22 protein-coding genes and 1 tRNA gene are annotated in these 21,359 nt (G+C 56.2%); 7 read left to right on the top strand and 16 right to left on the bottom strand.

All coding sequences use genetic code 11. The features are described 5' to 3' along the window. Positions 1-3: 3 nt before the first annotated feature. The 8 genes from LDN84_RS19725 to ftsY all read right to left on the bottom strand — a co-directional run bounded on the left by LDN84_RS19725 (position 4) and on the right by ftsY (position 9,252). Positions 4-1,530, bottom strand: coding sequence for a UDP-N-acetylmuramoyl-L-alanyl-D-glutamate--2,6-diaminopimelate ligase (locus LDN84_RS19725; protein WP_223905153.1), 1,527 nt, complete (start codon positions 1,528-1,530; stop codon positions 4-6). Then, positions 1,530-3,263: a peptidoglycan D,D-transpeptidase FtsI family protein gene (locus LDN84_RS19720; RefSeq protein WP_223905151.1), complete on the bottom strand. Its 1,734-nt coding sequence runs from the start codon at positions 3,261-3,263 to the stop codon at positions 1,530-1,532. Before LDN84_RS19720 ends, LDN84_RS19725 begins: the two co-directional genes overlap by 1 nt. Continuing rightward, positions 3,260-3,595 (bottom strand): cell division protein FtsL, encoded by a 336-nt coding sequence (gene ftsL, locus LDN84_RS19715; protein ID WP_223905149.1) that lies wholly within the window; start codon positions 3,593-3,595, stop codon positions 3,260-3,262. Before ftsL ends, LDN84_RS19720 begins: the two co-directional genes overlap by 4 nt. Beyond that, complete coding sequence (rsmH, locus tag LDN84_RS19710; protein WP_223905147.1) at positions 3,592-4,548, bottom strand: 16S rRNA (cytosine(1402)-N(4))-methyltransferase RsmH; 957 nt, start codon at positions 4,546-4,548, stop codon at positions 3,592-3,594. The genes ftsL and rsmH overlap by 4 nt, the downstream gene beginning before the upstream one ends. Positions 4,549-4,557: 9 nt before the next feature. Beyond that, positions 4,558-4,986, bottom strand: coding sequence for a division/cell wall cluster transcriptional repressor MraZ (mraZ, locus tag LDN84_RS19705; RefSeq protein ID WP_223905145.1), 429 nt, complete (start codon positions 4,984-4,986; stop codon positions 4,558-4,560). 246 nt (positions 4,987-5,232) lie between these two features. Beyond that, entirely contained in the window at positions 5,233-6,564 is a 1,332-nt protein-coding gene (gene hslU, locus LDN84_RS19700; protein ID WP_223905143.1) for an ATP-dependent protease ATPase subunit HslU, read from the bottom strand. Between the two features lie 197 nt (positions 6,565-6,761). Then, positions 6,762-8,087, bottom strand: a complete 1,326-nt coding sequence (locus tag LDN84_RS19695; protein ID WP_223905141.1) for an Hsp70 family protein — start codon at positions 8,085-8,087, stop codon at positions 6,762-6,764. A gap of 34 nt (positions 8,088-8,121) precedes the next feature. After that, on the bottom strand, positions 8,122-9,252 hold the full coding sequence (ftsY, locus tag LDN84_RS19690; RefSeq protein ID WP_223905139.1) for a signal recognition particle-docking protein FtsY: 1,131 nt from the start codon (positions 9,250-9,252) through the stop codon (positions 8,122-8,124). Positions 9,253-9,281: 29 nt separating this feature from the next. On the opposite strand from ftsY, the gene LDN84_RS19685 reads away from it, so the two are divergent. From LDN84_RS19685 to LDN84_RS19660, 6 genes are all read left to right on the top strand, one after another. Beyond that, the gene (locus LDN84_RS19685) at positions 9,282-10,712 is read left to right on the top strand and encodes a M16 family metallopeptidase (protein WP_435405904.1); all 1,431 of its coding nucleotides are present in this window, start codon (positions 9,282-9,284) and stop codon (positions 10,710-10,712) included. Positions 10,713-10,729: 17 nt separating this feature from the next. Further along, positions 10,730-12,130, top strand: a complete 1,401-nt coding sequence (locus LDN84_RS19680; RefSeq protein WP_223905137.1) for a M16 family metallopeptidase — start codon at positions 10,730-10,732, stop codon at positions 12,128-12,130. Positions 12,131-12,205: 75 nt separating this feature from the next. Beyond that, positions 12,206-12,835 carry a 16S rRNA (guanine(966)-N(2))-methyltransferase RsmD gene (gene rsmD / locus LDN84_RS19675; protein ID WP_223905135.1) on the top strand — a complete coding sequence of 210 codons (630 nt, stop codon included), beginning with the start codon at positions 12,206-12,208 and terminating at the stop codon, positions 12,833-12,835. Between the two features lie 36 nt (positions 12,836-12,871). Further along, positions 12,872-13,372 carry a pantetheine-phosphate adenylyltransferase gene (coaD, locus tag LDN84_RS19670; RefSeq protein WP_223913175.1) on the top strand — a complete coding sequence of 167 codons (501 nt, stop codon included), beginning with the start codon at positions 12,872-12,874 and terminating at the stop codon, positions 13,370-13,372. 21 nt (positions 13,373-13,393) lie between these two features. Continuing rightward, entirely contained in the window at positions 13,394-13,849 is a 456-nt protein-coding gene (locus LDN84_RS19665) for a universal stress protein (RefSeq protein ID WP_223905133.1), read from the top strand. 48 nt (positions 13,850-13,897) lie between these two features. Continuing rightward, positions 13,898-14,206, top strand: a complete 309-nt coding sequence (locus tag LDN84_RS19660) for a YfhL family 4Fe-4S dicluster ferredoxin (RefSeq protein WP_223905132.1) — start codon at positions 13,898-13,900, stop codon at positions 14,204-14,206. Positions 14,207-14,223: 17 nt separating this feature from the next. Here LDN84_RS19660 and LDN84_RS19655 read toward each other — a convergent pair whose 3' ends face one another. The 8 genes from LDN84_RS19655 to LDN84_RS19620 all read right to left on the bottom strand — a co-directional run bounded on the left by LDN84_RS19655 (position 14,224) and on the right by LDN84_RS19620 (position 20,464). Next, a complete protein-coding gene (locus LDN84_RS19655) occupies positions 14,224-14,547 on the bottom strand; it encodes a hypothetical protein (protein WP_223905130.1) in 324 nt (107 codons plus the stop codon). 140 nt (positions 14,548-14,687) lie between these two features. After that, complete coding sequence (gene pth / locus LDN84_RS19650; protein ID WP_223905128.1) at positions 14,688-15,356, bottom strand: aminoacyl-tRNA hydrolase; 669 nt, start codon at positions 15,354-15,356, stop codon at positions 14,688-14,690. Between the two features lie 75 nt (positions 15,357-15,431). Then, a complete protein-coding gene (locus tag LDN84_RS19645) occupies positions 15,432-16,073 on the bottom strand; it encodes a 50S ribosomal protein L25/general stress protein Ctc (protein ID WP_223905126.1) in 642 nt (213 codons plus the stop codon). Positions 16,074-16,170: 97 nt separating this feature from the next. After that, on the bottom strand, positions 16,171-17,148 hold the full coding sequence (locus LDN84_RS19640) for a ribose-phosphate pyrophosphokinase (protein WP_223905124.1): 978 nt from the start codon (positions 17,146-17,148) through the stop codon (positions 16,171-16,173). A gap of 66 nt (positions 17,149-17,214) precedes the next feature. Further along, a tRNA-Gln gene (locus LDN84_RS19635) sits at positions 17,215-17,291 on the bottom strand. A 40-nt stretch (positions 17,292-17,331) separates the two neighbouring features. Next, complete coding sequence (ispE, locus tag LDN84_RS19630) at positions 17,332-18,165, bottom strand: 4-(cytidine 5'-diphospho)-2-C-methyl-D-erythritol kinase (protein ID WP_223905122.1); 834 nt, start codon at positions 18,163-18,165, stop codon at positions 17,332-17,334. A 35-nt stretch (positions 18,166-18,200) separates the two neighbouring features. Beyond that, complete coding sequence (locus tag LDN84_RS19625; RefSeq protein WP_223905120.1) at positions 18,201-18,716, bottom strand: lipoprotein insertase outer membrane protein LolB; 516 nt, start codon at positions 18,714-18,716, stop codon at positions 18,201-18,203. Next, complete coding sequence (locus tag LDN84_RS19620; RefSeq protein ID WP_223905118.1) at positions 18,713-20,464, bottom strand: tetratricopeptide repeat protein; 1,752 nt, start codon at positions 20,462-20,464, stop codon at positions 18,713-18,715. Before LDN84_RS19620 ends, LDN84_RS19625 begins: the two co-directional genes overlap by 4 nt. A 20-nt stretch (positions 20,465-20,484) precedes the next feature. Here LDN84_RS19620 and mutM point away from each other — a divergent pair, with 20 nt between their 5' ends. Beyond that, positions 20,485-21,300, top strand: a complete 816-nt coding sequence (gene mutM / locus LDN84_RS19615) for a bifunctional DNA-formamidopyrimidine glycosylase/DNA-(apurinic or apyrimidinic site) lyase (RefSeq protein WP_223905116.1) — start codon at positions 20,485-20,487, stop codon at positions 21,298-21,300. The last annotated feature ends 59 nt before the right edge of the window (positions 21,301-21,359 follow it).

Raw genomic sequence — 21,359 nt, 5'->3', positions numbered from 1 at the left:
CACTCATGTGTGCACCTCCTGTGGCGAGTTGGCCGGGCATCCGCCGATGGCGGCCCGGACCTGCTCAATGTCCGAAAAATGCAGGCGCTGTCCGGCGATTTCCTGGTAGTCCTCATGGCCTTTGCCGGCCAGCAGCACCACATCGTTCGCTGCCGCCTGGGTCAGGGTTTGCGTAATGGCGCGCGCCCGGTCGGCCTCCACCTGAACCCCGGTGACACCGGTCAAGCCCAACAAAATCTGGCTAATGATGGCATCGGGGGATTCGCTGCGCGGGTTGTCGCTGGTGACCACCACGTGTTGGGCGTGTGTGGCGGCCACGGCCCCCATCAGCGGGCGCTTGCGGGTGTCGCGGTCGCCGCCACAACCAAATACACACCAGAGTTGCCCACCACGTGCACGCGCCAGGGGTTGGAGGGCCTCCAGCGCTTTGGCCAGCGCGTCCGGGGTGTGGGCATAGTCCACCGCCACCAAGGCATGACCGGGTACGCTGACACATTCCATGCGGCCGGGGACCGGTGTCAAATGTTGACAGGCTTCGGCCGCTGCCGCCAGTGGTACGCCCAGACTGCGCATGGCGGCTATCACGCCCAGCACATTGGCAATGTTGTAAGCCCCGATGAGCTGGGTGGTCAGGGACAGGCGTTGTGTACCTTCCACCACATCGAAAGTTACGCCCAAAGGTTCATAACGGATGTCCTGGGCTTGCAAGCGCGTGGTGGTGGCCGGGGTTTCTGCCATGGAAAGGGTCCAGAGGTCCAGCGCCGGTTGCGTTTGGGCCAGTTGTTTGGCCAAGGCCTGGCCAAACGGATCATCCACATTGATCACCGCAGCCCGCAAGCCTGACCAGGCGAACAGCCGGGTTTTGGCCGCGCCGTAGCGGCTCATATCACCGTGGTAGTCCAGATGGTCTTGTGTGAGGTTGGTGAGCACGGCCGTGTGAATCTGTGTGCCGTCCAGGCGATGTTCTTCAATGCCGATGGACGATGCTTCAATGGCACAGGCCTGGTGACCCTGGGCGACAAATCCGGCAAAAGCGGCTTGCAGCGCCAGCGGGTCGGGCGTGGTCAGGCCGGTGCTGACCACATGGGGCGGGATTCCTATGCCCAAAGTGCCAACAACTCCGCATGGAATAGGCGTAAAGTGCTTCAAATTTGAGAGCGCTTGAGCCAGCCACCAGGTGCTGGAGGTTTTGCCATTGGTGCCGGTCACTGCCAATACGGCCAGTTGTGCGCTGGGCTGGGCAAACCAGACACTGCTGATCTGGCCACAGTCCTGTTTTAAATTCAGGTAGGTGGCGACACGCTCGTCGGTGAAGGCAAAAGCCTCGCTTCCACGGTGTTCCACCAGGCAGGCACGGGCACCCGCCGCCAAAGCGGCAGCCACATGCACACGGGCATCCACCGCCGCACCGGGCCAGGCCAGAAAGCCATCGCCTGGGCCGACCTGACGGCTGTCGGTGCGAATCACGCCCGTGATGCGGCTGCGTAACCAGGCTACGGCCTGTTCCGGGGCGTGGAGTTGAGTGGGCATCAGAAACTTTCCTCCACCGGCTGGGTCACGATTTGTGGCTTGACGGTCATGTCTGGCGCGACACCCAGCACCTTGAGTGTTTGCTGAACGGTCTGGCTGAACACGGGCGCGGCCACATCCCCACCGAAATATTGACCGTTGCTGGGTTCGTCAATCATCACCGCCACCGCAATGCGCGGCGCATCAATAGGAGCCAGTCCGGCAAATACGCCGCGGTATTTTTTGTTGGCATAACCACGGCCTTCAACCTTGTGGGCGGTGCCGGTTTTGCCACCGACCGAATAGCCCATGGTCTGGGCTTTGGGGGCAGTACCCCCTGGACCGGTCACCAGATGCAGCATGTTGCGTACCTCCAGCGCATGGCGGGCTTCAATCACGGATGTCCCTGGCGTGTGCTGGTTGATCTTGAACATGCTGATCGGCACCAGATCGCCATCGCGACCAAAGATGGTGTAGGCGTGCGCCAGCTGGAACAAGCTGACCGAAATGCCATAACCGTAGCTCATGGTGGCTTGTTCAATCGGGCGCCAGCTTTTGTAGGGGCGCAGGCGGCCACTCACGGCACCGGGAAAGGGGACGTCGGGCTTTTGGCCAAAACCGACCTGGGTGTACATCTCCCACATGTCGTGAGCGGGCATTTGCAGGGCAATCTTGGCGGTGCCAATGTTGCTGGACTTCTGGATCACCTCGCTGACCGTCAGTATGCCGTGCGCATGTGAGTCGCTGATGGTGGCGCTGCCAATGGTCAAGCGCCCTGGGGCGGTTTGAATGGGGGTCTCGGGGGTGACCATGCCTTTGTTCAGTGCGGCTGCAATCACAAAGGGTTTCATGGTGGAGCCGGGCTCAAAGGTGTCGGTCAGCGCCCGGTTGCGCAACTGTGCGCCGCTGAGGTTTTGCCGTTTGTCGGGCACAAAACTGGGGTAGTTGGCCAGTGCCAGTACCTCGCCGGTCTGAACATCCAGCACCACCACGCTGCCCGCTTTGGCCTTGTGCTCCAGCACGGCGTTTTTCAGGGTTTGGTAGGCAAAAAACTGCACTTTGCTGTCAATGCTGAGCTGCAGGTCGCGCCCATCCACCGGGGCAATTTGCTCGCGTACATCTTCCACCACCCGGCCCATGCGGTCCTTGATGACGCGCCGGGAACCGGCACGGCCGCCCAATTCCTTGTTAAAGGTCAGTTCCATGCCTTCCTGGCCTTTGTCTTCCACATTGGTGAAGCCGACCACGTGGGCCGCGGCTTCGCCTTCCGGGTATTGACGCTTGTATTCTTTGCGCTCATAAATACCTTTGAGACCCAGGGCCAGCACTTCTTTGCCAACCGACTCATCGACCTGGCGGCGTAACCAGACAAAGGTCTTGTCTTCATCTTCGAGCTTTTTGTTCAGCTCTGGCAAGCTCATGTTGAGCAGGTCGGCCAGCTTTTTTAAGCCCTGCGGATCACGCGGAACGTCTTCGGGAATGGCCCAGATGCTGGGCACCGGAATGCTGGAGGCCAGAATCACGCCGTTGCGGTCCAGAATGCGCCCCCGGTTGGCGGGTAAGGACAGGGTGCGGGCAAAGCGCACTTCACCTTGCTTCTGGAAAAAGTCGTTTTCAATCACCTGGATGTAAACCGCACGCCCCACCAGCGCAGCAAACCCCAGCGCAATGCTCGCCACAATAAATTTGCTGCGCCATACCGGTGTCGGGCTGGCCAGCAACGGGCTGGAGGTGTAGGCGATGCTGCGGCTCATGGCAAATGGCCCGGCATGGCGTTGGTTGAATGGCTGCTTTGGGCCATGGATACCGATGTTGCGCCGTTTTGTGGATTGGCCACATAAGTGGTGATGGCCGGTGTTGCGGCGCGCATTTGCAGTTTGGCCTTGGCCAAACTCTCGACACGCGCCGAAGTGGCTTGCGCACGTTTTTCAACTTGTAAACGTTCGCTTTGTGAGGCCAGGCGACCGGCTTGGGCTTGTGCGCGATCCAGCTCCGAATACAAATGACGGGATTCGTATTGCAGGTTCACCAAATACAGGCTGCTCAGGACAACCGCCAGCAGCAACACCAGATTCAAGCGCATCATGAGCGCAACTCCGGTGCTGCAGCTGCGGTGCGTTCGGCCACCCGCATGATGGCGCTACGCGCACGCGGGTTGGCAGCTACTTCGGCTGCGCTGGGTTTGACCCGCGCCAATGCATTGAATTGCATGACGTGGGGGGCGGCAAAAGGTGCGCGGCGGTCAAAAATTTCTTTGGAATGTTTGGCGATGAATTGTTTGACGATACGGTCTTCCAGTGAGTGAAAACTGATCACCACCAGACGGCCACCGGGCTGTAGCACGTGTAATGAGGCTTCTAGTGCCTGTTGCAGCTCTTCAAGCTCGGCGTTGATGAAAATCCGAAAAGCCTGAAATGTGCGCGTTGCAGGGTTCTGGCCCGACTCGCGGGTTTTGACCGTGTCAGCCACGAGCTGGGCCAGTTCAGAGGTGGAGACAAGGGGGCCCCGAGTCTGTCGGCGCGCAACAATCGCCTTTGCAATGGGGCTAGCAAACCGTTCTTCACCATATTCACGTATCACCTCCGCTATTGAATCAACTTCTGCATCAGCCAACCATTCGGCCACACTCATACCGCGCGTGGTATCCATGCGCATATCCAACGGGCCTTCAAATCTGAAACTAAAACCCCGTGCCGGGTTGTCGATCTGTGGGGAGCTGATGCCCAGATCCAGCAAGACCCCGGCCACACTGGCTGGCGGTAACTCGCCTAAATGGCGAAAGCCCTGGTGGCGAATGGAAAACCGCTCATCCTCAATGGTGGCGGCCTCGGCCAGTGCGTCAGGGTCTTTGTCAAAAGCAATCAGCCGGGCATTGGCGGACAGCTTTGACAACAGCAAGCGACTGTGCCCACCACGACCAAAGGTGGCATCCACAAATAAAGGGGGCGTGTCGGCGCTTGACGCAGACGGCACTGCACCGAGCAATGCGTCAACCGCTTCGCTCAATAAAACTGTGGTGTGAGTCCATGGAGATTGCACCGCAGACCTTTAGAAAGAAAAATCTTTGAAGACATCGGGCATTTCACCCTGCATGGCCTGGGCTTCTTGGGCCTCGTAAGTGGCTTTGTCCCAAAGCTCAAAGAAGTTGCCCATGCCCAGCAGAACGGATTCTTTGCTAATGCCTGCGGCAGCGCGCAACTCGGGCGAAATCAGCACACGCCCGGTGCCATCAAGTTCCACATCCATGGCGTTGCCCAGAAAAATCCGCTTCCACCATTGGGCCGACATGGGCAAGGCAGCAATACGTTCACGGAATTTTTCCCACTCAGGACGCGGGAAGATCATCAAACAGCCGTGTGGATGCTTGGTGATGGTGAGCTGCCCGTTGGCGGTGGCACTCAACACGTCACGATGCCGGGTCGGCACAGACAGCCGTCCCTTTGCGTCCAGACTGAGTGAGGAAGCCCCTTGAAACACGATTGCAAACCTTTGGCGGATGGGTAAAACTGGAAAGTGGTGGTGTAAAAGCACAATTCACCACTAAATTGCACTTTTTTGCACTGTACCAGCAAAACCAAACCCGGCAACTTGGTTGCAAAAATAAATTTTTTCAATGAAATCAAAGACTTAGAAGCTACTTTTAATCTTCAAAAAATCAAAAGATGTTCTAAATTAAGGACTTAGAAGGCGTTATTAATGCAGTGCCTGAGGAAACTTTCCTTGTTACAGGATGTAACGGCTCAAGTCTTCGTTTTGGCTGAGCTCTGCGAGTCTGGAATCCACATAGGCGGCATTCACTTGCACTGTTTGCCCCGCCAGATGAGAGGCCTCAAAGCTGACTTCGTCCAGCAAACGCTCCATCACCGTGGAGAGGCGGCGTGCACCAATGTTCTCGGTGCGTTCATTCACGTCAAACGCAATTTGTGCCAGGCGCTGGATGCCTTCATCGGCAAATTCAATCGTGACGTTTTCGGTGGCCAACAGGGCCTGGTATTGCTTGACCAGTGACGCAGTGGTTTGGGTGAGGATGGCGACAAAGTCGTCTACCGACAGCGATTGCAGTTCCACCCGGATCGGGAAACGCCCCTGCAGCTCTGGGATCAAGTCACTGGGCTTGCTCAAATGGAAAGCCCCCGAGGCGATGAACAGGATGTGGTCAGTTTTGACCATGCCATATTTGGTGGACACGGTGGTGCCTTCGACCAGGGGCAGCAAATCGCGTTGTACCCCTTGGCGTGACACATCTGCCCCGCTGCCCTCCGTGCGCGAGGTCACTTTGTCAATCTCGTCGATGAACACGATACCGTTTTGCTCCATCATCTGGAGTGCCTGGGTTTTGATGTCGTCTTCGTTCACCAGTTTGGCGGCTTCTTCTTCCACCAGGAGTTTGAGCGCCTCGGCAATCTTCAGTTTGCGTTTTTGCTTTTTGGCTTGATTGAGTTGGCCAAACATGCCGCGTAATTGTTCGGTCATTTCTTCCATGCCCGCGGGTCCCATGATTTCAAGTTGCGGCGTATTGGGGGCCACATCCAGTTCGATCTCACGGTCATCAAGTTGGCCTTCGCGCAGCTTTTTCCGGAAGGTCTGGCGCGCAGTGCTTTCTGGCTCGTCTTGTGCCATCACGCCGAACTCCTGACGGGGCGGCGGGATCAGAATGTCCAGCACCCGGTCTTCTGCCGCATCAACGGCGCGCTCACGGACTTTTTGCGTCTCGGTCTGGCGGGTTTGTTTGATGGCAATGTCTGCCAGATCACGAATGATGGCATCGACATCCTTACCCACGTAACCCACTTCGGTGAATTTGGTGGCCTCGACCTTGATGAAGGGGGCATCGGCCAAGCGCGCCAGACGGCGGGCAATTTCGGTTTTACCCACCCCGGTGGGACCAATCATCAGAATGTTTTTTGGCGTGATCTCGGCGCGCAAGTCGGCACTGACTTGCTGCCGGCGCCAACGGTTGCGCAGTGCAATGGCCACGGCACGTTTGGCCTGCTGTTGACCCACAATGTGTTTATCAAGTTCGGCAACGATTTCCTGAGGGGTAAGAGACGACATGGTATGTATCAGTAGAGGACAAGGCAAATCTCAAACGCGCAATTTTCGACGTTCTGAAATTGTTGCAAGCATTGGATTTTAAAAAATGGCTTTTGCGGGCTAATCTGTGGTTGCGCAAATGCCCAACACTACAAAACCCAAGGATCCAAGCCACGGTGAATCATGGCACAACTGATTGTCCAATTCCAAATTCGGCATCAGATATTCTTCGATGCCACCAGAGAATCGGGCGTATCACACTGCGCCGCCCAGGCCAGGCCATTGGCAACCCCGCCGAAACGGTCGCCGTGGACTATGCGGGCATGCGGGAAAGCGTTGGTTAATTGGTCCACCAGCGGGCTCAGCGCCGATGAGCCACCTGTGAGGTAAATCACCTCGGGCTGTTGTAGCCCGGACGCGGCCACACATTGGCAGGCACAGGCCGTGATGGCGCTCAGTGGCTTTTGCAACACCTGCTGCAGAGTTGGCGGGTCAAGTACTGCCGTCGCCTCGGTGGGGAGGCTGCTCATGCTCAGGCCGCTCAGGTTGATGGGGCTGTTGCGATGGCTTTCGGAGCAGGAAATTTTGGCCAGCTCCACCATGGCCAGTAACTGATGTCCCAGGCGTTCGGTCAGCACATGCATCAGACGCTGGTGCTGTGCCTGGTCGGTGTAGTTGTGCCACAGTTCCCGAGCCTCTGCCAGGCTCTTGCGGCTGCTGGTGTGGTAGACCAAATGCCAGGTGGCCAGCTCGTAAAAAATGCGGTTGGGCAATTCGCGTCCGCTGGGGGTACGTTGTCCGTAACCCAGCAGGGGCATGACACAGGCCAGATCCAGCAAACGGTCAAAATCAGTGCCGCCGAGATGGATGCCACGGGTGGCCAGAATGTCCTGGCTTCGGTTGTGTGCGCGCGGTGATCCGGCGTGAAGCTGGATCATGGTGAAGTCAGAGGTGCCGCCACCGATGTCGGCCACCAGCACCTGAGTGTCGGCAGTGATGCGCCGCTCAAAGTCAAAGGCGGCGGCAATCGGTTCCATCTCGAAAGCGACCTGGGTAAAGCCTGCTGCGTGGGCGGCACGTTGCAGCGTGGCTTGGGCCAGTGCGTCGCGCTCGGGGTTGTCATCGACAAAATGCACCGGACGACCCAGCATGGCGGCAGAGATGCCATAGCCCAACTGTGTTTCTGCACGGTGTTTGAGCTCGCGGAAAAACAGCACCACGATCTCAAAAAAACTCAGGCTGCGACCATTCACCACGGTTTGCTCGTTGATCAGGGTGCTGCCCAACAAGCTTTTGATGGCACGCATCAGTCGACCAGCCCCCACGCCGTCCTGTACATCGGTCAAATACTGCTGCATGGCGGCCGTACCAAAGGACAGCTGGCCGTCTTCGTTGGAAAAATACAGTGCGGTTGGCATGGCACTGCGTGTGCCCTCCAGCGTGATCGGGTGTAGCTGCCCTTGGGCATCAACCAGCGCGGCGGCAGAATTGGAGGTGCCGAAGTCAATGCCCAGCACCGGGCGCGAAAAAGTGGCTTGAGACACAGCGAAGCAATCCGACTGGCGTGACAGGGGCGCTTCAGGACAGCAACGCCTGGGAAAACTCCCGGGCGTTGAAGGTTTCCAGGTCTTCCAGTTTTTCGCCCACGCCAATGAAATACACCGGAATGGGCCGTTCACGGGCAATCGCCGCCAGCACGCCACCCTTGGCGGTACCGTCCAGTTTGGTAACGATCAGGCCGGTCAGGCCCAGTGCATCGTCAAAGGCCTTGACCTGGGTCAGGGCGTTCTGGCCGGTGTTGCCGTCAATCACCAGCAACACCTCATGTGGTGGCAGGCTGCTGGCCTCGGTGCTGCTGGAGAGATTGGCGTTGTCATTGCAAGGGCCGGTTTTTTGCACCACCCGCTTGATTTTTTTCAACTCTTCCATCAAATGTAACTGGGTTGGCAAGCGCCCGGCGGTATCCACCAGCACCACATCACGCCCACGTGCCTTGCCAGCACTGACGGCATCAAACGCCACCGCAGCGGGGTCCCCGCCGTCCTGGCTGATGATGTCGACCGCCGTGCGATCCGCCCACACGCCGAGTTGCTCACGTGCCGCAGCCCGGAAGGTGTCTGCGGCGGCCAGCAGCACGCTGGCGTTGGAGGTGGCCAAATGGCGGGTCAGCTTGCCAATGGATGTGGTTTTGCCCGCACCATTAACCCCGGCGACCATGATCACCGTGGGCTTGAAGCGGCCAATCAGCAGCGGCTTTTGCAGCGGCGTGAGCAGGCTGGTCAACGATTCCACCAGCAAGCCTTTGACGGCAGCGGGGTCGGTGGTTTTGCTGTCTTTGACACGGCGTTTCAGGTCTTGCAACAAATGCTCGGTGGCTTTGACACCGGTGTCGGCCATCAGCAAGGCGGCTTCCAGGTCTTCGTACAGCGCATCGTCAATTTGTGTGCCGGTGAAGACGGTGGCGATGCTGGCTCCGGTTTTGCGCAAACCCGCCTTGAGTTTGTCGATCCAGGATTTGCGGGCCGGTGTTGCCACGGCTTCGGGCATGTTGCTGGCCGCAGACGGGGGGGATGCTGGCGCACGACTCGTCTCGGGCAAGCGTTCGGGTGTCGGTTCTTGCCGGATCACCGGTTGTTCTTGCGGCGCAGGTGGTGCCACAACCGTCGGTTGGACGGGAGGAGGGGATTTTTTTCTGAAAAAACTGAACATTTTGTGGGTTCGTGGTATCACTGCATTCTATGAAACACAACGCCTCATTTTTCTTGCGCTCTTCGATAGCCTTTGGGCTTAGCCTGGGGCTGGTTGCTGCTGCCGTCGCTTCACCGGTGCCCCATTCTGTTGAAACGGCTCCGGCCGTGGCCCGGCAGTTCAGTTTGTCCAACGGCATGACACTGATTGTCAAACCCGATCGGCGGGCACCTACCGCCGTGCACATGTTGTGGGTGCGTGTGGGGTCCATCGACGAGGTGGATGGTACGTCGGGCGTGGCCCATGTGCTGGAACACATGATGTTCAAGGGCACCCCCACGGTGCCTGCGGGTGAGTTTTCGCGCCGGGTGGCGGCACTGGGAGGCCGTGAAAATGCCTTCACCAGCCACGACTACACCGGCTATTACCAGCAAATTCCGTCAGCCCGGCTGGAAGAGGTGATGCGGCTCGAAGCCGATCGGTTTGCCCACAACCAGTGGCCCGATGCAGAGTTTAAAAAAGAGCTGGAAGTGGTCAAGGAGGAGCGCCGCATGCGCACAGAAGATAACCCTCTGGCGCTTATGAATGAAGCGCTGAATGCTTCTGTTTTTGTAGCTTCTCCGTACCGCCGGCCAATTGTCGGCTGGATGAGTGATCTGCAGGCCCTGACCGCGCAGGATGCACGCGATTTTTACCGGCGCTGGTATGTGCCTGCCAATGCGGCGGTGGTGGTGGCTGGTGATGTGGACGTGGATCAGGTCAAAGCCTGGGCTGAAAAATACTATGGCAGCCTGCCTGCCCAAGCGGTGCCAGAGCGCAAGCCACGTGAAGAGCCGGTGCAAGTTGGTCTGAAACGGCTGGCTTTCAAGGCCCCGGCCGAGCAGGCCAACGTCAGCCTGGCGTACAAAGTGCCCAGCTTGCAGCTGCGCGCAGATGCACCTGACGATACCGATGCCTTGGCGCTGACCGTGTTGGCGGCGGTGCTGGACGGTTACAGCGGTTCCCGGCTGGAGCGTGCTTTGACGCAGGGCCCGGATCGGGTGGCTGACAGTGCCGGGGCTTACAACGGTTTGTGGGGGCGTGGCCCGCAATTGTTCATGCTGATGGGCGTGCCCGCTCCAGGTAAAACGACCCAGCAGGTGGAGGAGGCACTGAAGGCTCAGGTGGCTCGGATCGCGCGTGAGGGTGTTACCCCGGCCGAATTGGCGCGGGTCAAAACCCAGTGGGTAGCCTCTGAGGTGTACAAGCTCGATTCGTTGTTCAACCAGGCGCGTGAGCTGGGCACGCAATGGGCGCAAGGCTTGGGCGTGGATGCGGGTGAACAGCTGATTGCCCGATTGCGCGGCATCACGGCGGAGCAGGTGCAGGCGGTGGCGCAGCGCTATTTTGGTGACGATGCCCTCACCGTGGCCTACCTGGTGCCGCAACCTCTGGACAAAACCCGTCAAGCCCGCAAGCCCATGGCTGGGTCACGCCACTGAAACCTCTCATGAACGTCATGAAAACTATAAAAAACATAGCTTCTTACGCATTATCCATAAGCGCTACAGGCCTATTTCTTATAAATTCTGCATGGGCCGCCATTCCCATCGAACACTGGACACAAGCCAGCGGGGCGCAGGTGTTTCTGGTACAAAGTGCCGCGATTCCGATGGTGGATGTGCAACTGGATTTTGATGCCGGAAGCCGCCGCGACCCCGTGGACCACGCTGGTTTGGCCAGCGTGACCGCGGCCATGATGTCCAAAGGGATACAAGCCGGTGGTTCGCCTGCTGAGCCCGCCATGGACGAAAACGCCCTGGGCGAAGCCTGGGCCGATCTGGGAGCCAGCTTTGGCGGGCATGCCACCAGTGACCGCATGAGTTTTGCCTTGCGCTCACTGACCTACCCGGATTTGCTGGCCCAGGCGGTGCAGTTAGCGGCGCGGCAGTTGGCGCAGCCCTCCTTTCCGGTCGATGTCTGGCAGCGTGAGCGTGAGGCGATGCAGGCCTCGATCCGTGAAGCCAACACCCGCCCCGCCACATTGGCTGACCGGGCCTTCAACCAGGCGGTGTATGGCCCGCACCCCTATGGGTATGAGGTGACGCAGGAGTCGCTGGCGCATATCGATGTCGCCCAGATGGCGGCTTTGCAGCGGCAAAGCCTGTTGCCTTGCCGAGCCAAGGTGACGGTGGTTGGAGCGGTGGACCGGGCTCAGGCCGATGGGTTGGTGACGAGTTTGTTGTCCAGACTCGCGGCAGCGTCTGGTGTCGGGGCAACACCGACGCAGGCTTGTCTGGTTCTGCCCGCTGTGCCTGAAGTGGCCCCGTTGCAGCACGCCAGTGAAGTACGTATCCCTTTTGATTCAGCGCAAGCCCATGTGCTGATGGGGCAGCCAGGCTTCAAGCGCGACGACCCTGACTACTTTGCCTTGACGGTGGGCAATTACATCCTGGGGGGCGGTGGCTTTGTGTCGCGCCTGACTCACGAGGTGCGGGAAAAGCGCGGTTTGAGCTACAGCGTATACAGCTATTTTTCACCGGCTCTGCATGCGGGCGCGTTCACCGTGGGCTTGCAAACCCGGCCCGATCAGGCTAATCAGGCCCTGGATGTGGCGCGTGACGTGCTGGCGCGTTTTGTGACGGATGGCCCGACGGAGGCTGAACTCAAGGCCGCCAAAGATCATCTGATGGGCGGCTTTGCCTTGCGTATTGACAGCAACCGCAAACTCCTCGACAACGTGGCCAACATCGCCTGGAACCAACTGCCACTGGATTACCTGGACACCTGGACGCAGCAGGTGGACAAACTCACCACGGCGCAGATTCGTGCCGCTTTCCAGCGCAAACTGCAGCCCCAAAGCATGGCCACCGTGGTGCTGGGCGGTACACCGGCCCAGCCATCCGGGGCAACGGATTGAGCGGGGGTCTTCGGGCATGCTTGTCCCGCCATGTGCGGGGCAAATCCTGTCAGCACATGCTCTAAGATTGGGCGCATGAAAAACGAACGCCCGCCAGTCAAACCACGCCCACCCCGACCACGGCTGGTGCAAAGCCATGAAATCCGCATCATCGGAGGCCAATGGAAGCGCACCAAGCTACAAGTGGCTGACAAACCCGGCTTGCGCCCCACCCCGGATCGGGTGCGGGAAACCCTGTTCAACTGGCTGGGCCAGGATTTGACTGGATGGCGTTGCCTGGATGTGTTTGCAGGTACCGGTGTACTGGGCTTCGAGGCTGCGTCACGTGGCGCGGCACAGGTGCAATTGGTGGAGCAGGATGCGGCGTTGGTGGCGCAACTCAGGCGGGTACAAACCCATTTGCAAGCCCATGTGGTGCAGATCACCCGTGGTGAGGGCGTGTCGGTCTTGCGTCATGCGCTGGCGGGTAGTCTGGAGTTGATTTTTCTGGACCCACCGTTTGAGTCAGACCTGTTTGAGGCGGCGGTTTTGGCGGCTGCCCAAGCGGTCTCAACGCGGGGCTGGATTTACCTGGAGGCCCCGGTCCAATGGACGGATGCGCAACTGCAGCCGATGGGTTTGCGGCTGCATCGGCACCTGAAAGCGGGCATGGTGCATGCACATTTGCTCCAGCGGCTTGAAGTCGACGTAGCGGTGGCGGGTTGATAATGCCCGGCATCTCAACCGGAGCAATTTTTGACCATGTCCAATGACTTGATCGCCGTTTATCCTGGCACGTTTGATCCAATCACCCTCGGCCACGAAGACGTGGTGCGCCGGGCAGCGCAGTTGTTTGCGCATGTGATCGTGGCCGTGGCCGCCGGGCATCATAAAAAAACCATGTTTTCTTTGGCTGAACGCATCGACATGGCGCGAGAGGCTGTGCGCCCCTATCCAGGCGTTCAAGTGGAGAGTTTTGAAGGCCTGATGCGTGATTTTGTGGTGGCTCGCGGGGCTCGGGCCATGGTGCGTGGCTTGCGTGCGGTGACCGACTTTGACTATGAATTCCAGCTCGCGGGCATGAACCGCAGTCTGATGCCCGATGTGGAAACCGTTTTTTTGACCCCCGGCGACAAATACCAGTTTATTTCCAGTACTTTTGTACGCGAAATCGCCACACTGGGGGGCGAGGTGGATAAGTTTGTGTCGCCCAGTGTCAATCTGCGGCTGCAACAGAAAGTGTGCCCATCAGCGGCTGCGTAACCAACAATTTTTGGAGAAAACATGAAGATTCTTTTGCCTTTTGATGGTTCGACCATGGCCCTGGATGCGGTTCGATTTGCCATTCGTATGGCCGGTGACGGCCTCACTACCCAGGTGGTGCTGGTCAATGTGCAGGAACCGGCCAGTTTGTATGAACTGATGGTGGCACATGACCCACAGGTGATTCAGCAAGCCAGTGCTGCTGCGGGTGCTCACATTTTGCAAGCGGCGCAGCAATTGCTGGATGCGGCTGGTTTGCCTTATGAAACCGAGGTGGCCTCCGGCGACCCGGCCCACACCCTGGTGGATATTCTGGAAAACTATGGTTGTGATCTGGTGGTGATGGGGGCCAGTGGTACCAGTGCGCTGCGCAGTGCCTTGCTGGGGTCGGTATCCAACGAAGTGTTACATGCTGCCGGTGTGCCGGTGATGATCGTCAAAAGCACAGACCAAGACAACGTCGATATTGCGGAATAAGCCGAAACTTTAAAATCAGGCCATGTTCAAACTTTGGGGGCGGCCCGCATGGCCTTGCTGATTACCGACGAATGCATCAACTGTGATGTGTGTGAACCCGAATGCCCCAATGATGCGATTGCCATGGGGCCGGATATTTATGAGATTGACCCGCATAAATGCACCGAGTGTGTCGGCCATTTTGAGGAGCCGCAGTGTGTGCAGGTCTGTCCGGTGAATTGCATTCCGGTGAACCCCCAATGGGTGGAAAGCCGTGAAACACTGTGGCAAAAATACCATCGTCTGCAGACCCCAACCTTGGCCGTATCCGTGACATCAACGCTGCCGGCGGGTGCGCCGACAGTGCTCGTCCCCTAAATTGGTGAGGCACTTGATCAGATCGGTGCTGGTTTTTTCTTCTTTATCACTTTTTTAACGGCGGTTTTCTTTTCGGTTCCGGGTATTTCAGCAATAAAGGCATCCGGTTTCTTGCCCGGTTTCTTGAGTCGTTTGGGCGTAATTTGGGTGATGACAGGTGCAGACTTGCCTGAGGGCTTGGCGTTTGGGGCTCGCATGGAATGTGGTGCCGGTTTCATTGCGGCTTTTTCTTGAGCCAAACGCTCCTTTTCGAGTACGTTGGCTTGCTGTGCATCCTGACGTGCAGCCTCTCGTGTTTGTTGTCTTTGCGCAGGATCACGTTTGTCGTTCAGTTCAAGCAAACTTCCTCCGGGGCAAGGCGTTGCACTGTAAGAAGCCCCACATTTATAAACATTTTCGGCTCTAGAGCTTATGGAGTAAGCGCTAGAAGCTATCAAAAAAGATATTCCCAAACGAGCGGATACCGAAAAAAAAGCCCGGTTCATACGCATTTTTTGACCTCGAACGGATCCGTTGCTGGCGGGGTTGCTTGACCCAGTGTCGTGTTTGCCTGCGGTCTGGGTGGTTTGGGGCGAGGCGGTTTGCTGGTGTGAATCAAGCGAGTGGCTTGTTCCATGTTGCCAGACAGGAAGGCAGGAACGGCCTTGAGTGCGCGATCAATGGTTTGCTCAATGGCAATGCGATGATCAGGGGAGGGCTTTTTCAGCACCCAGTGAACCACTTCGGCTTTGTTGCCTGGGTGACCAATGCCCAGACGCAGTCGCCAGTATTGGTCGGTACCCAATTGGGCGTGAATATCTCGTAAACCGTTGTGCCCGGCGTGGCTGCCGCCGAGTTTGAGTTTGGCCTCACCGGGTGTGACATCCAGCTCATCATGAGCCACCAGGATGTCTTGAGCTGGGATTTTGAAGAAATTGGCCAGTGCTGCGACGGATTTGCCGCTCAGGTTCATGAAGGTTTGTGGTTTGAGCAACCAGACGGTTTGCCCCTGCACCGTGGCACGCGCAAGCATGCCGTGGTAACTTTTATCCATGACCAAGGTGGTGTTGAGTTCACGCGCCAAAGCATCAATCCACCAAAAACCGGCGTTATGGCGGGTGCCTTCATAGTCCGGGCCAGGGTTGCCAAGGCCAACAAAAAGTCGAATCATAACGGGATGATACAAAAGTCTTCAGGCAAAAAAAACGGCCCACACAGTGGGCCGTTTTGCAAACCTGAAGGTGGTTTATTTCTTGGCTTTGGCAGCCGGTTTCCCTGCTGGTTTGGCTGCAGCAGCGGGTGCTTCAGCAGGGGCCGGTTCAGCACCAGCCACAGCCACCACAGACACCACCACCGGGTTTTTGTCGCCACCGTGGACAACCACGCTGACACCCTTGGGCATTTCAACCTGGGCCAGGTGCAAAGACGAGCCTTTTTTCAGGCCGCTCAAGTCCACCTTGATGAACTCAGGCAAATCGCCAGGCAAGCACAGCACGTCAAGTTCGCTGATGACGTGGTTGGCAATACAGCCTTCAGTTTTGATCGCTTGTGAGTTTTCGTCACCGAAGAAGTGCAATGGCACTTTCATGTGCAAGCGGGTTGTGGCATCCACACGTTGGAAATCCACGTGCAAAATCAGTTGTTTGAAGGGGTGAACCTGTACGTCGCGCAGCAACACGGGGCTTTCTGTACCGCCCAGTTCCATCGTCAATACACTGGAGTGAAACACTTCTTTTTTCAGAGCGTGCCACAAGGCGTTGTGATCAATTTCGATCAATTGGGGGGCGGCGGAACCACCATAAACGATGCCCGGTGTGCGACCGGTGATGCGGAGACGGCGGCTCGCACCCGTACCCTGCTTGGGACGCTCAAAAGCGGTAAATTTCATAGTTTCTACTCCAGTAAGAGTCCACCGCGACCAGTGTGACTCCGATTAAAAAAGCTGGTGCACCCAGAGGGTTGCACCAGCCACTTTTTGATTCTGATCAGAAAAGATTTTCTTGATCAGAAAACAAACTCATGACGGATTTACCCTTGGCAATGCGCTGAATGGTTTCGGCAATCAACGGGGCTACATTGAGTTGCCTGATTTTGGCGCAAGCGCTTCCTGCCGGGCTCAAGGGGATGGTGTTGGTCACGACCACCTCATCCAGCGCATCTCCATGGGCAATGCGGTCAATGGCTGGGCCGGAGAAGATAGGGTGAGTGCAATAGGCATACACTTTTTTGGCACCACGCTGCTTTAAAACTTCTGCAGCTTTCACCAAAGTGCCCGCAGTATCAATCATGTCATCCATGACGACACAGTTGCGGCCCTCAATTTCTCCAATCACGTGCATGACTTCACTGACATTGGCTTTAGGCCGGCGTTTGTCGATGATGGCCAGGTCGCAACCGAGTTGCTTGGCCAATGCACGTGCACGCACCACACCTCCCACATCGGGAGAGACCACAATCAGGTCTTCATAGTTTTTTTGCCGCAAATCGCCCAACAGCACCGGAGATGCATAAATGTTGTCGACCGGGATATCAAAAAAACCCTGGATTTGGTCAGCGTGCAAATCCATGGTCAACACCCGGGCTACGCCTACGGCTTGCAGCATGTTGGCCACGACTTTGGCAGAAATTGGCACTCGGCTGGAGCGAGGACGGCGATCTTGACGGGCGTAACCAAAGTAGGGGATCACCGCGCTGATGCGTTCAGCAGAGGCTCGCTTGAGAGCATCCACCATGATCAGCAACTCCATCAGGTTTTCATTGGTGGGTGCACAGGTGCTTTGGACAACAAAAACATCGCGAGCGCGCACGTTCTGCTTGATTTCAACCGTAACTTCACCGTCTGAGAAACGGCCAACCTCGGCGGCACCTAAATCAGTTTTAAGACAGCGGGCAATATCGGCAGCAAGCGAGGGATTGGCATTGCCTGTAAAAACCATGAACTCAGGGGGTTGATCGGCTTGCATGAAAATCCCAACTTATTAGTCGCTGTTTGCTGCGTTGTACTTGAATGCATGTACAACTTGAAAATTTGGCAGGGGAAGAAGGATTCGAACCTTCGCATGCTGGAATCAAAATCCAGTGCCTTAACCAGCTTGGCGACTCCCCTACACGGGTAAGTCATGAAACATGACTTACCGAAAACCTTTTTAACCTATCCAGCCGTAAAGCGGATGAATGGGCAAATTACCGCATTGCCTGACGGAAAAACCAGGTAAAACTTGGTTACTTTTGTCGGACAATGTTCGCGCAAATACCGCACTTCCAGAACCAGTCATTCTGCCATTCATGCCCATCTGATCCAACCAATGTAAAGCATGGTCAATTTCTGGACATATGCACTGAGCAACTGCTTGCAAGTCGTTTTGACCAAAGTCAAATGCGTCTGCAGCGAAGCCTGAAATTATAGCGGGTTCTGTGTCCCTTTTTAAATCTGGATGTAAAAAAATTCTCTCAGTCGAAAGTCCAACGGTAGGCTTGACCACTAAAAACTGTGCGGATGGTAGATCAATAGGGGTCATTTTTTCGCCAATGCCACTGACCCAGGCATTTTGACCGCCTAGAAAAAAAGGGACATCCGCGCCTAGCGCCAGCCCGATGGGAAGCAAAGCCTCAAGCCCCAGGTTGAGTTGCCAAAGACGATTCAGCGCTAGCAATGTGCTGGCCGCATCTGAGGAGCCTCCACCCATGCCTGCTTGTGAAGGAATCTGCTTGTCTATGGCGATGTGTACCCCCAATGCGGAGCCACTGTATTTTTGCAGGGCTCGTGCAGCCCGAATCACCAGGTCATTTTCAGGCAGTGACACACTCAGGTCTTCCCGACTGATCTGACCGTCATGGCGTAATTCAAAGTGCAGGGTGTCGCACCAGTCAATCAGCATAAAAGCCGATTCCAGGAGGTGGTAGCCGTCTGCGCGTCTGCCAACAATGTGCAGGAACAAATTCAATTTGGCGGGGGCGGAAATATCGTAGAGCGATTTCATGGCTACGTGGGTTGCGCGTCAAGGTAGAGGCTGGCTCAGTTGTCCAAAATAATGCGTAATTGGGCTTGGGGCAGGGGTGAAATGCGTTGGGCTGAGATTCTTCCTTGGGCAAATTGCGTCAAGTTCACCTCCCAGCCATTGACTGCTCGTTCTCGACCATTTAACCAGTCGAACAAGGCGGAGACAGGTACATCGGTGCCTAGCAGATGTTGGATTAATGGATTGAGCCCGGCGAAGGTGTGTGTTTCACCTTGTGTTTCTAAACTGGCAAATTCGGGTGTCCAATGAATCGCTGCGGCAGTGCTGCCCAACGGGCTGTAAAAATCCAGATATCCAAACTGTGGCGTGCCTCGTAATCCAAAGGCGGCATTAAAGGATTGTTTTTCTGGCGGCGATTCATTTGGATGGCCTTGTACCTGCATGGACAGACGACCATACCAACTGGGTATTTTTTGATCATTTTGGTCGACGATTCTTGGTTTTATTGCGCATCCAGCTATGAATAAAATAGCAATAAACTGAACAGTCAACAAAACGGGACGGTGATTCACAAAACAACTTTCAGGCGAGTCAGTGTGTTGATCAGTGTTTCATTGCTGGGGTTGAGCTTGAGGCCTTCCCGCCAGATGTCCTGTGCCTCCATCTGCCGGTTTAGCGTCCAGAGCACTTCACCTAGGTGTGCTGCAATTTCGGCATCGGGTTTGTCTTTGAAAGCGGTTTGCAAGAGCTTTAAGGCTCGATCCAGGTTTCCGCTGCGAAATTCCGCCCACGCCAGGCTGTCGGTGATGAAGGGGTCGTTGGGCTTCAGCTCCAGGGCTTTGGTGATCAGGGTAATGGCTTCCGGCAGTCGCAAACCGCGGTCTGCCAGTGAATATCCTAGGGCGTTGTAAGCATGCGGGTCGTCTGGTTTGGTGTTGATCAACCGGCGCAGCAGGCGTTCCATGTCGTCAATGTCGCCCAGTTTTTCCTGCAGCATGGCCAAGTCGTACACCAGATCCAGATTCTCCGGGTCTTGGGTCAGTTGCGTTTGAAGCAACGCACGGGCACGTGTATATTGCTTGTCATCCTTGAGCAACTGAATTTGTGCAGATTGTTGGAGCTGAAGGTCATCGGTCGTCAGCGCGGGAACATTCTGGATCATCGTTAAAGCAGCTTCGAGCTGGCCTTGTTGCGCCACTAGGATGGCGCGCCTGATTTGTGCACGCATGGCATCTTCAGGTGTATCAATGCGTTGCAACCATGCATCCGCCTGTTTGAAATCTTTGCTCTGCTGGGCAATTTGAGCCAGTGAAAAAAGAGCCTGCGTGCGGCCACGTGCATAACTTCCGAGTGCGGTTGTATGGGTGTTGGGCTCGGTGAGTTCGAGGTAGCGCTGAAGTTGCTGTTGAGCAGCTTGAATTTGGCCATCTTGCATGGCCAATGCCCCATTGATCAGCCACGTATCTGGATAGTCTGGACTTTGCTTTTGAAGAGTGTCCAACTGTGTTTTTGCATCAGATTCATGTTTGGCATTGAGGAGTACCTTGACGTAGGCCATACGAAATTCAGGTCGGGCATAAGGTAAATGTTTTTGCACCAACTCTTGTGCCGCAGGTACGTCGGAGTTCAATAAGGATAGTGCCAGTAACGCAGGGTGTTCAGCGCGCGGACTCATGCCCAACCCGCTGGTGGCGGCCTTAAGTGCGGCAGGCTTGACATCTGCATGGAGCCACATACGCCCAATGGTCGCCCAGGCGGTTGGGCCTAAATTGGTGTTCGTAAGAAAGCTCGCCAAAGCTTTTTGAACCGTTGTTGCAGCCAACACACGATCACTTGATCGTTCAAACAGTCCCGGGATGAGCCATATGGCATCACTTTGCTCTTTACTTGATGTGAGTGTGATATCGCGCTTGAGTGGATCAAGCGCTTCGGCCGTACGATTAAGTCCCAATAAAACCTGCAAAACGTAGCGATTCGCTTCTTTGGAATGAGGTATTGCCTGACTCCAGGCTTTGGCGGCAATCAAGGCGGACTCACCTGATCTGGCTTGCAATGCGATGTATACAGCGCGCTTGAACAGGGCGGGGTCATTGGTTTGGCGAGCAGCATCAAGAATTAGTGAAAACGCACTGGCAGGTTCATCACTTCGGGCATTAAGTTCGCCAAGTAAAAGCTGGTAGAACAATGCACTGTCCAGCGCAGAAATTTGAGTCCCTGACTCTGTTTCATGAATGGTTTGCGCAGGTGTGTTGACGTTGAGGGTCAACAGCAAGGGGATCAAATAAAGGTGTTTGAGACGCATCTGGTCATAATAATCCATGCGTGTTCAAAAAATGATGTATGCCTGAATTACCCGAAGTAGAAGTTACCCGATTGAGTTTTGCGCAAGCTATTCAGGGGGCTGTTGTGATGGCCGTGACCATGGGGAAACCCTTGCGGTGGCCGTTGGGGTGTGATGTTGCCTTTTTAACTGGCTGCCGGGTGCTTGGGGTGGGGCGACGTGGCAAGTACTTATTGATCGAACTTGATCAAGGCTGGCTATTGGTGCATCTGGGGATGTCAGGCTCCTTGCGGTTTGCCAAACAGTTACCCCCCGTGGGTATTCATGACCATTTTGAAATGGTGACTACACAAGGCATTTTGCGGTTGAATGATCCTCGCCGTTTTGGTGCCGTTGTCTATGTGCAGAGCCTGACAGATGCACTCGCGGTGAAATTACTTGGTCAGTTGGGCATGGAGCCTTTGTCGGAGTCGTTTGATCTGAAGTTGTTCGCATCCGGTTTGCGTCAGCGCAAGACGACCATCAAACAGGTGCTCATGGCGGGTGATTTGGTGGTGGGTGTTGGCAATATTTATGCCTCTGAAGCACTATTTATGGCAGCCATTCGCCCAACGGTCTCTGCTGCAGATTTAAGCCGGATAAGGGTGGTACGGTTGCACGCTGCCATCAAGGATGTGCTTGCGCGTGCTGTAGAAAAAGGTGGTAGTACCTTGAAGGACTTTTCCAGTGCAAATGGTCAAGCTGGGTATTTTCAACTGGAGGCAATGGTTTATGGCCGTGCCAACATGCCATGTAAGCGGTGTGATTCGACCATCCAGATGATTCGACAAGGACAACGCTCCACCTTTTATTGTCCTGTTTGTCAAAAACACTAACTCAATTGCAAGCCCAAGCTTTATGTGGCGGTGCTATATTGAGCAAATTGAATGGAAAC

Source organism: Rhodoferax lithotrophicus (genome assembly GCF_019973615.1).
GTDB classification, from domain to species: Bacteria; Pseudomonadota; Gammaproteobacteria; order Burkholderiales; family Burkholderiaceae_C; genus Rhodoferax; species Rhodoferax lithotrophicus.
The sequence above is the reverse complement of the archived record's forward strand: the minus strand, read 5'-3'. Positions and strand labels throughout refer to the sequence as shown.

What these genes read in the sequence shown, in the direction of transcription:
- LDN84_RS19725 (WP_223905153.1), bottom strand. Translation starts at nt 1,530, where the DNA reads ATGCCCACTCAACTCCACGCCCCGGAACAGGCCGTAGCCTGGTTACGC.
- LDN84_RS19720 (WP_223905151.1), bottom strand. Translation starts at nt 3,263, where the DNA reads ATGAGCCGCAGCATCGCCTACACCTCCAGCCCGTTGCTGGCCAGCCCG.
- ftsL (WP_223905149.1), bottom strand. Translation starts at nt 3,595, where the DNA reads ATGATGCGCTTGAATCTGGTGTTGCTGCTGGCGGTTGTCCTGAGCAGC.
- hslU (WP_223905143.1), bottom strand. Translation starts at nt 6,564, where the DNA reads ATGTCGTCTCTTACCCCTCAGGAAATCGTTGCCGAACTTGATAAACAC.
- ftsY (WP_223905139.1), bottom strand. Translation starts at nt 9,252, where the DNA reads ATGTTCAGTTTTTTCAGAAAAAAATCCCCTCCTCCCGTCCAACCGACG.
- LDN84_RS19685 (WP_435405904.1), top strand. Translation starts at nt 9,282, where the DNA reads ATGAAACACAACGCCTCATTTTTCTTGCGCTCTTCGATAGCCTTTGGG.
- LDN84_RS19680 (WP_223905137.1), top strand. Translation starts at nt 10,730, where the DNA reads ATGAAAACTATAAAAAACATAGCTTCTTACGCATTATCCATAAGCGCT.
- rsmD (WP_223905135.1), top strand. Translation starts at nt 12,206, where the DNA reads ATGAAAAACGAACGCCCGCCAGTCAAACCACGCCCACCCCGACCACGG.
- coaD (WP_223913175.1), top strand. Translation starts at nt 12,872, where the DNA reads ATGTCCAATGACTTGATCGCCGTTTATCCTGGCACGTTTGATCCAATC.
- LDN84_RS19665 (WP_223905133.1), top strand. Translation starts at nt 13,394, where the DNA reads ATGAAGATTCTTTTGCCTTTTGATGGTTCGACCATGGCCCTGGATGCG.
- LDN84_RS19660 (WP_223905132.1), top strand. Translation starts at nt 13,898, where the DNA reads ATGGCCTTGCTGATTACCGACGAATGCATCAACTGTGATGTGTGTGAA.
- pth (WP_223905128.1), bottom strand. Translation starts at nt 15,356, where the DNA reads ATGATTCGACTTTTTGTTGGCCTTGGCAACCCTGGCCCGGACTATGAA.
- LDN84_RS19645 (WP_223905126.1), bottom strand. Translation starts at nt 16,073, where the DNA reads ATGAAATTTACCGCTTTTGAGCGTCCCAAGCAGGGTACGGGTGCGAGC.
- LDN84_RS19640 (WP_223905124.1), bottom strand. Translation starts at nt 17,148, where the DNA reads ATGCAAGCCGATCAACCCCCTGAGTTCATGGTTTTTACAGGCAATGCC.
- ispE (WP_223905122.1), bottom strand. Translation starts at nt 18,165, where the DNA reads ATGAAATCGCTCTACGATATTTCCGCCCCCGCCAAATTGAATTTGTTC.
- LDN84_RS19620 (WP_223905118.1), bottom strand. Translation starts at nt 20,464, where the DNA reads ATGGATTATTATGACCAGATGCGTCTCAAACACCTTTATTTGATCCCC.
- mutM (WP_223905116.1), top strand. Translation starts at nt 20,485, where the DNA reads ATGCCTGAATTACCCGAAGTAGAAGTTACCCGATTGAGTTTTGCGCAA.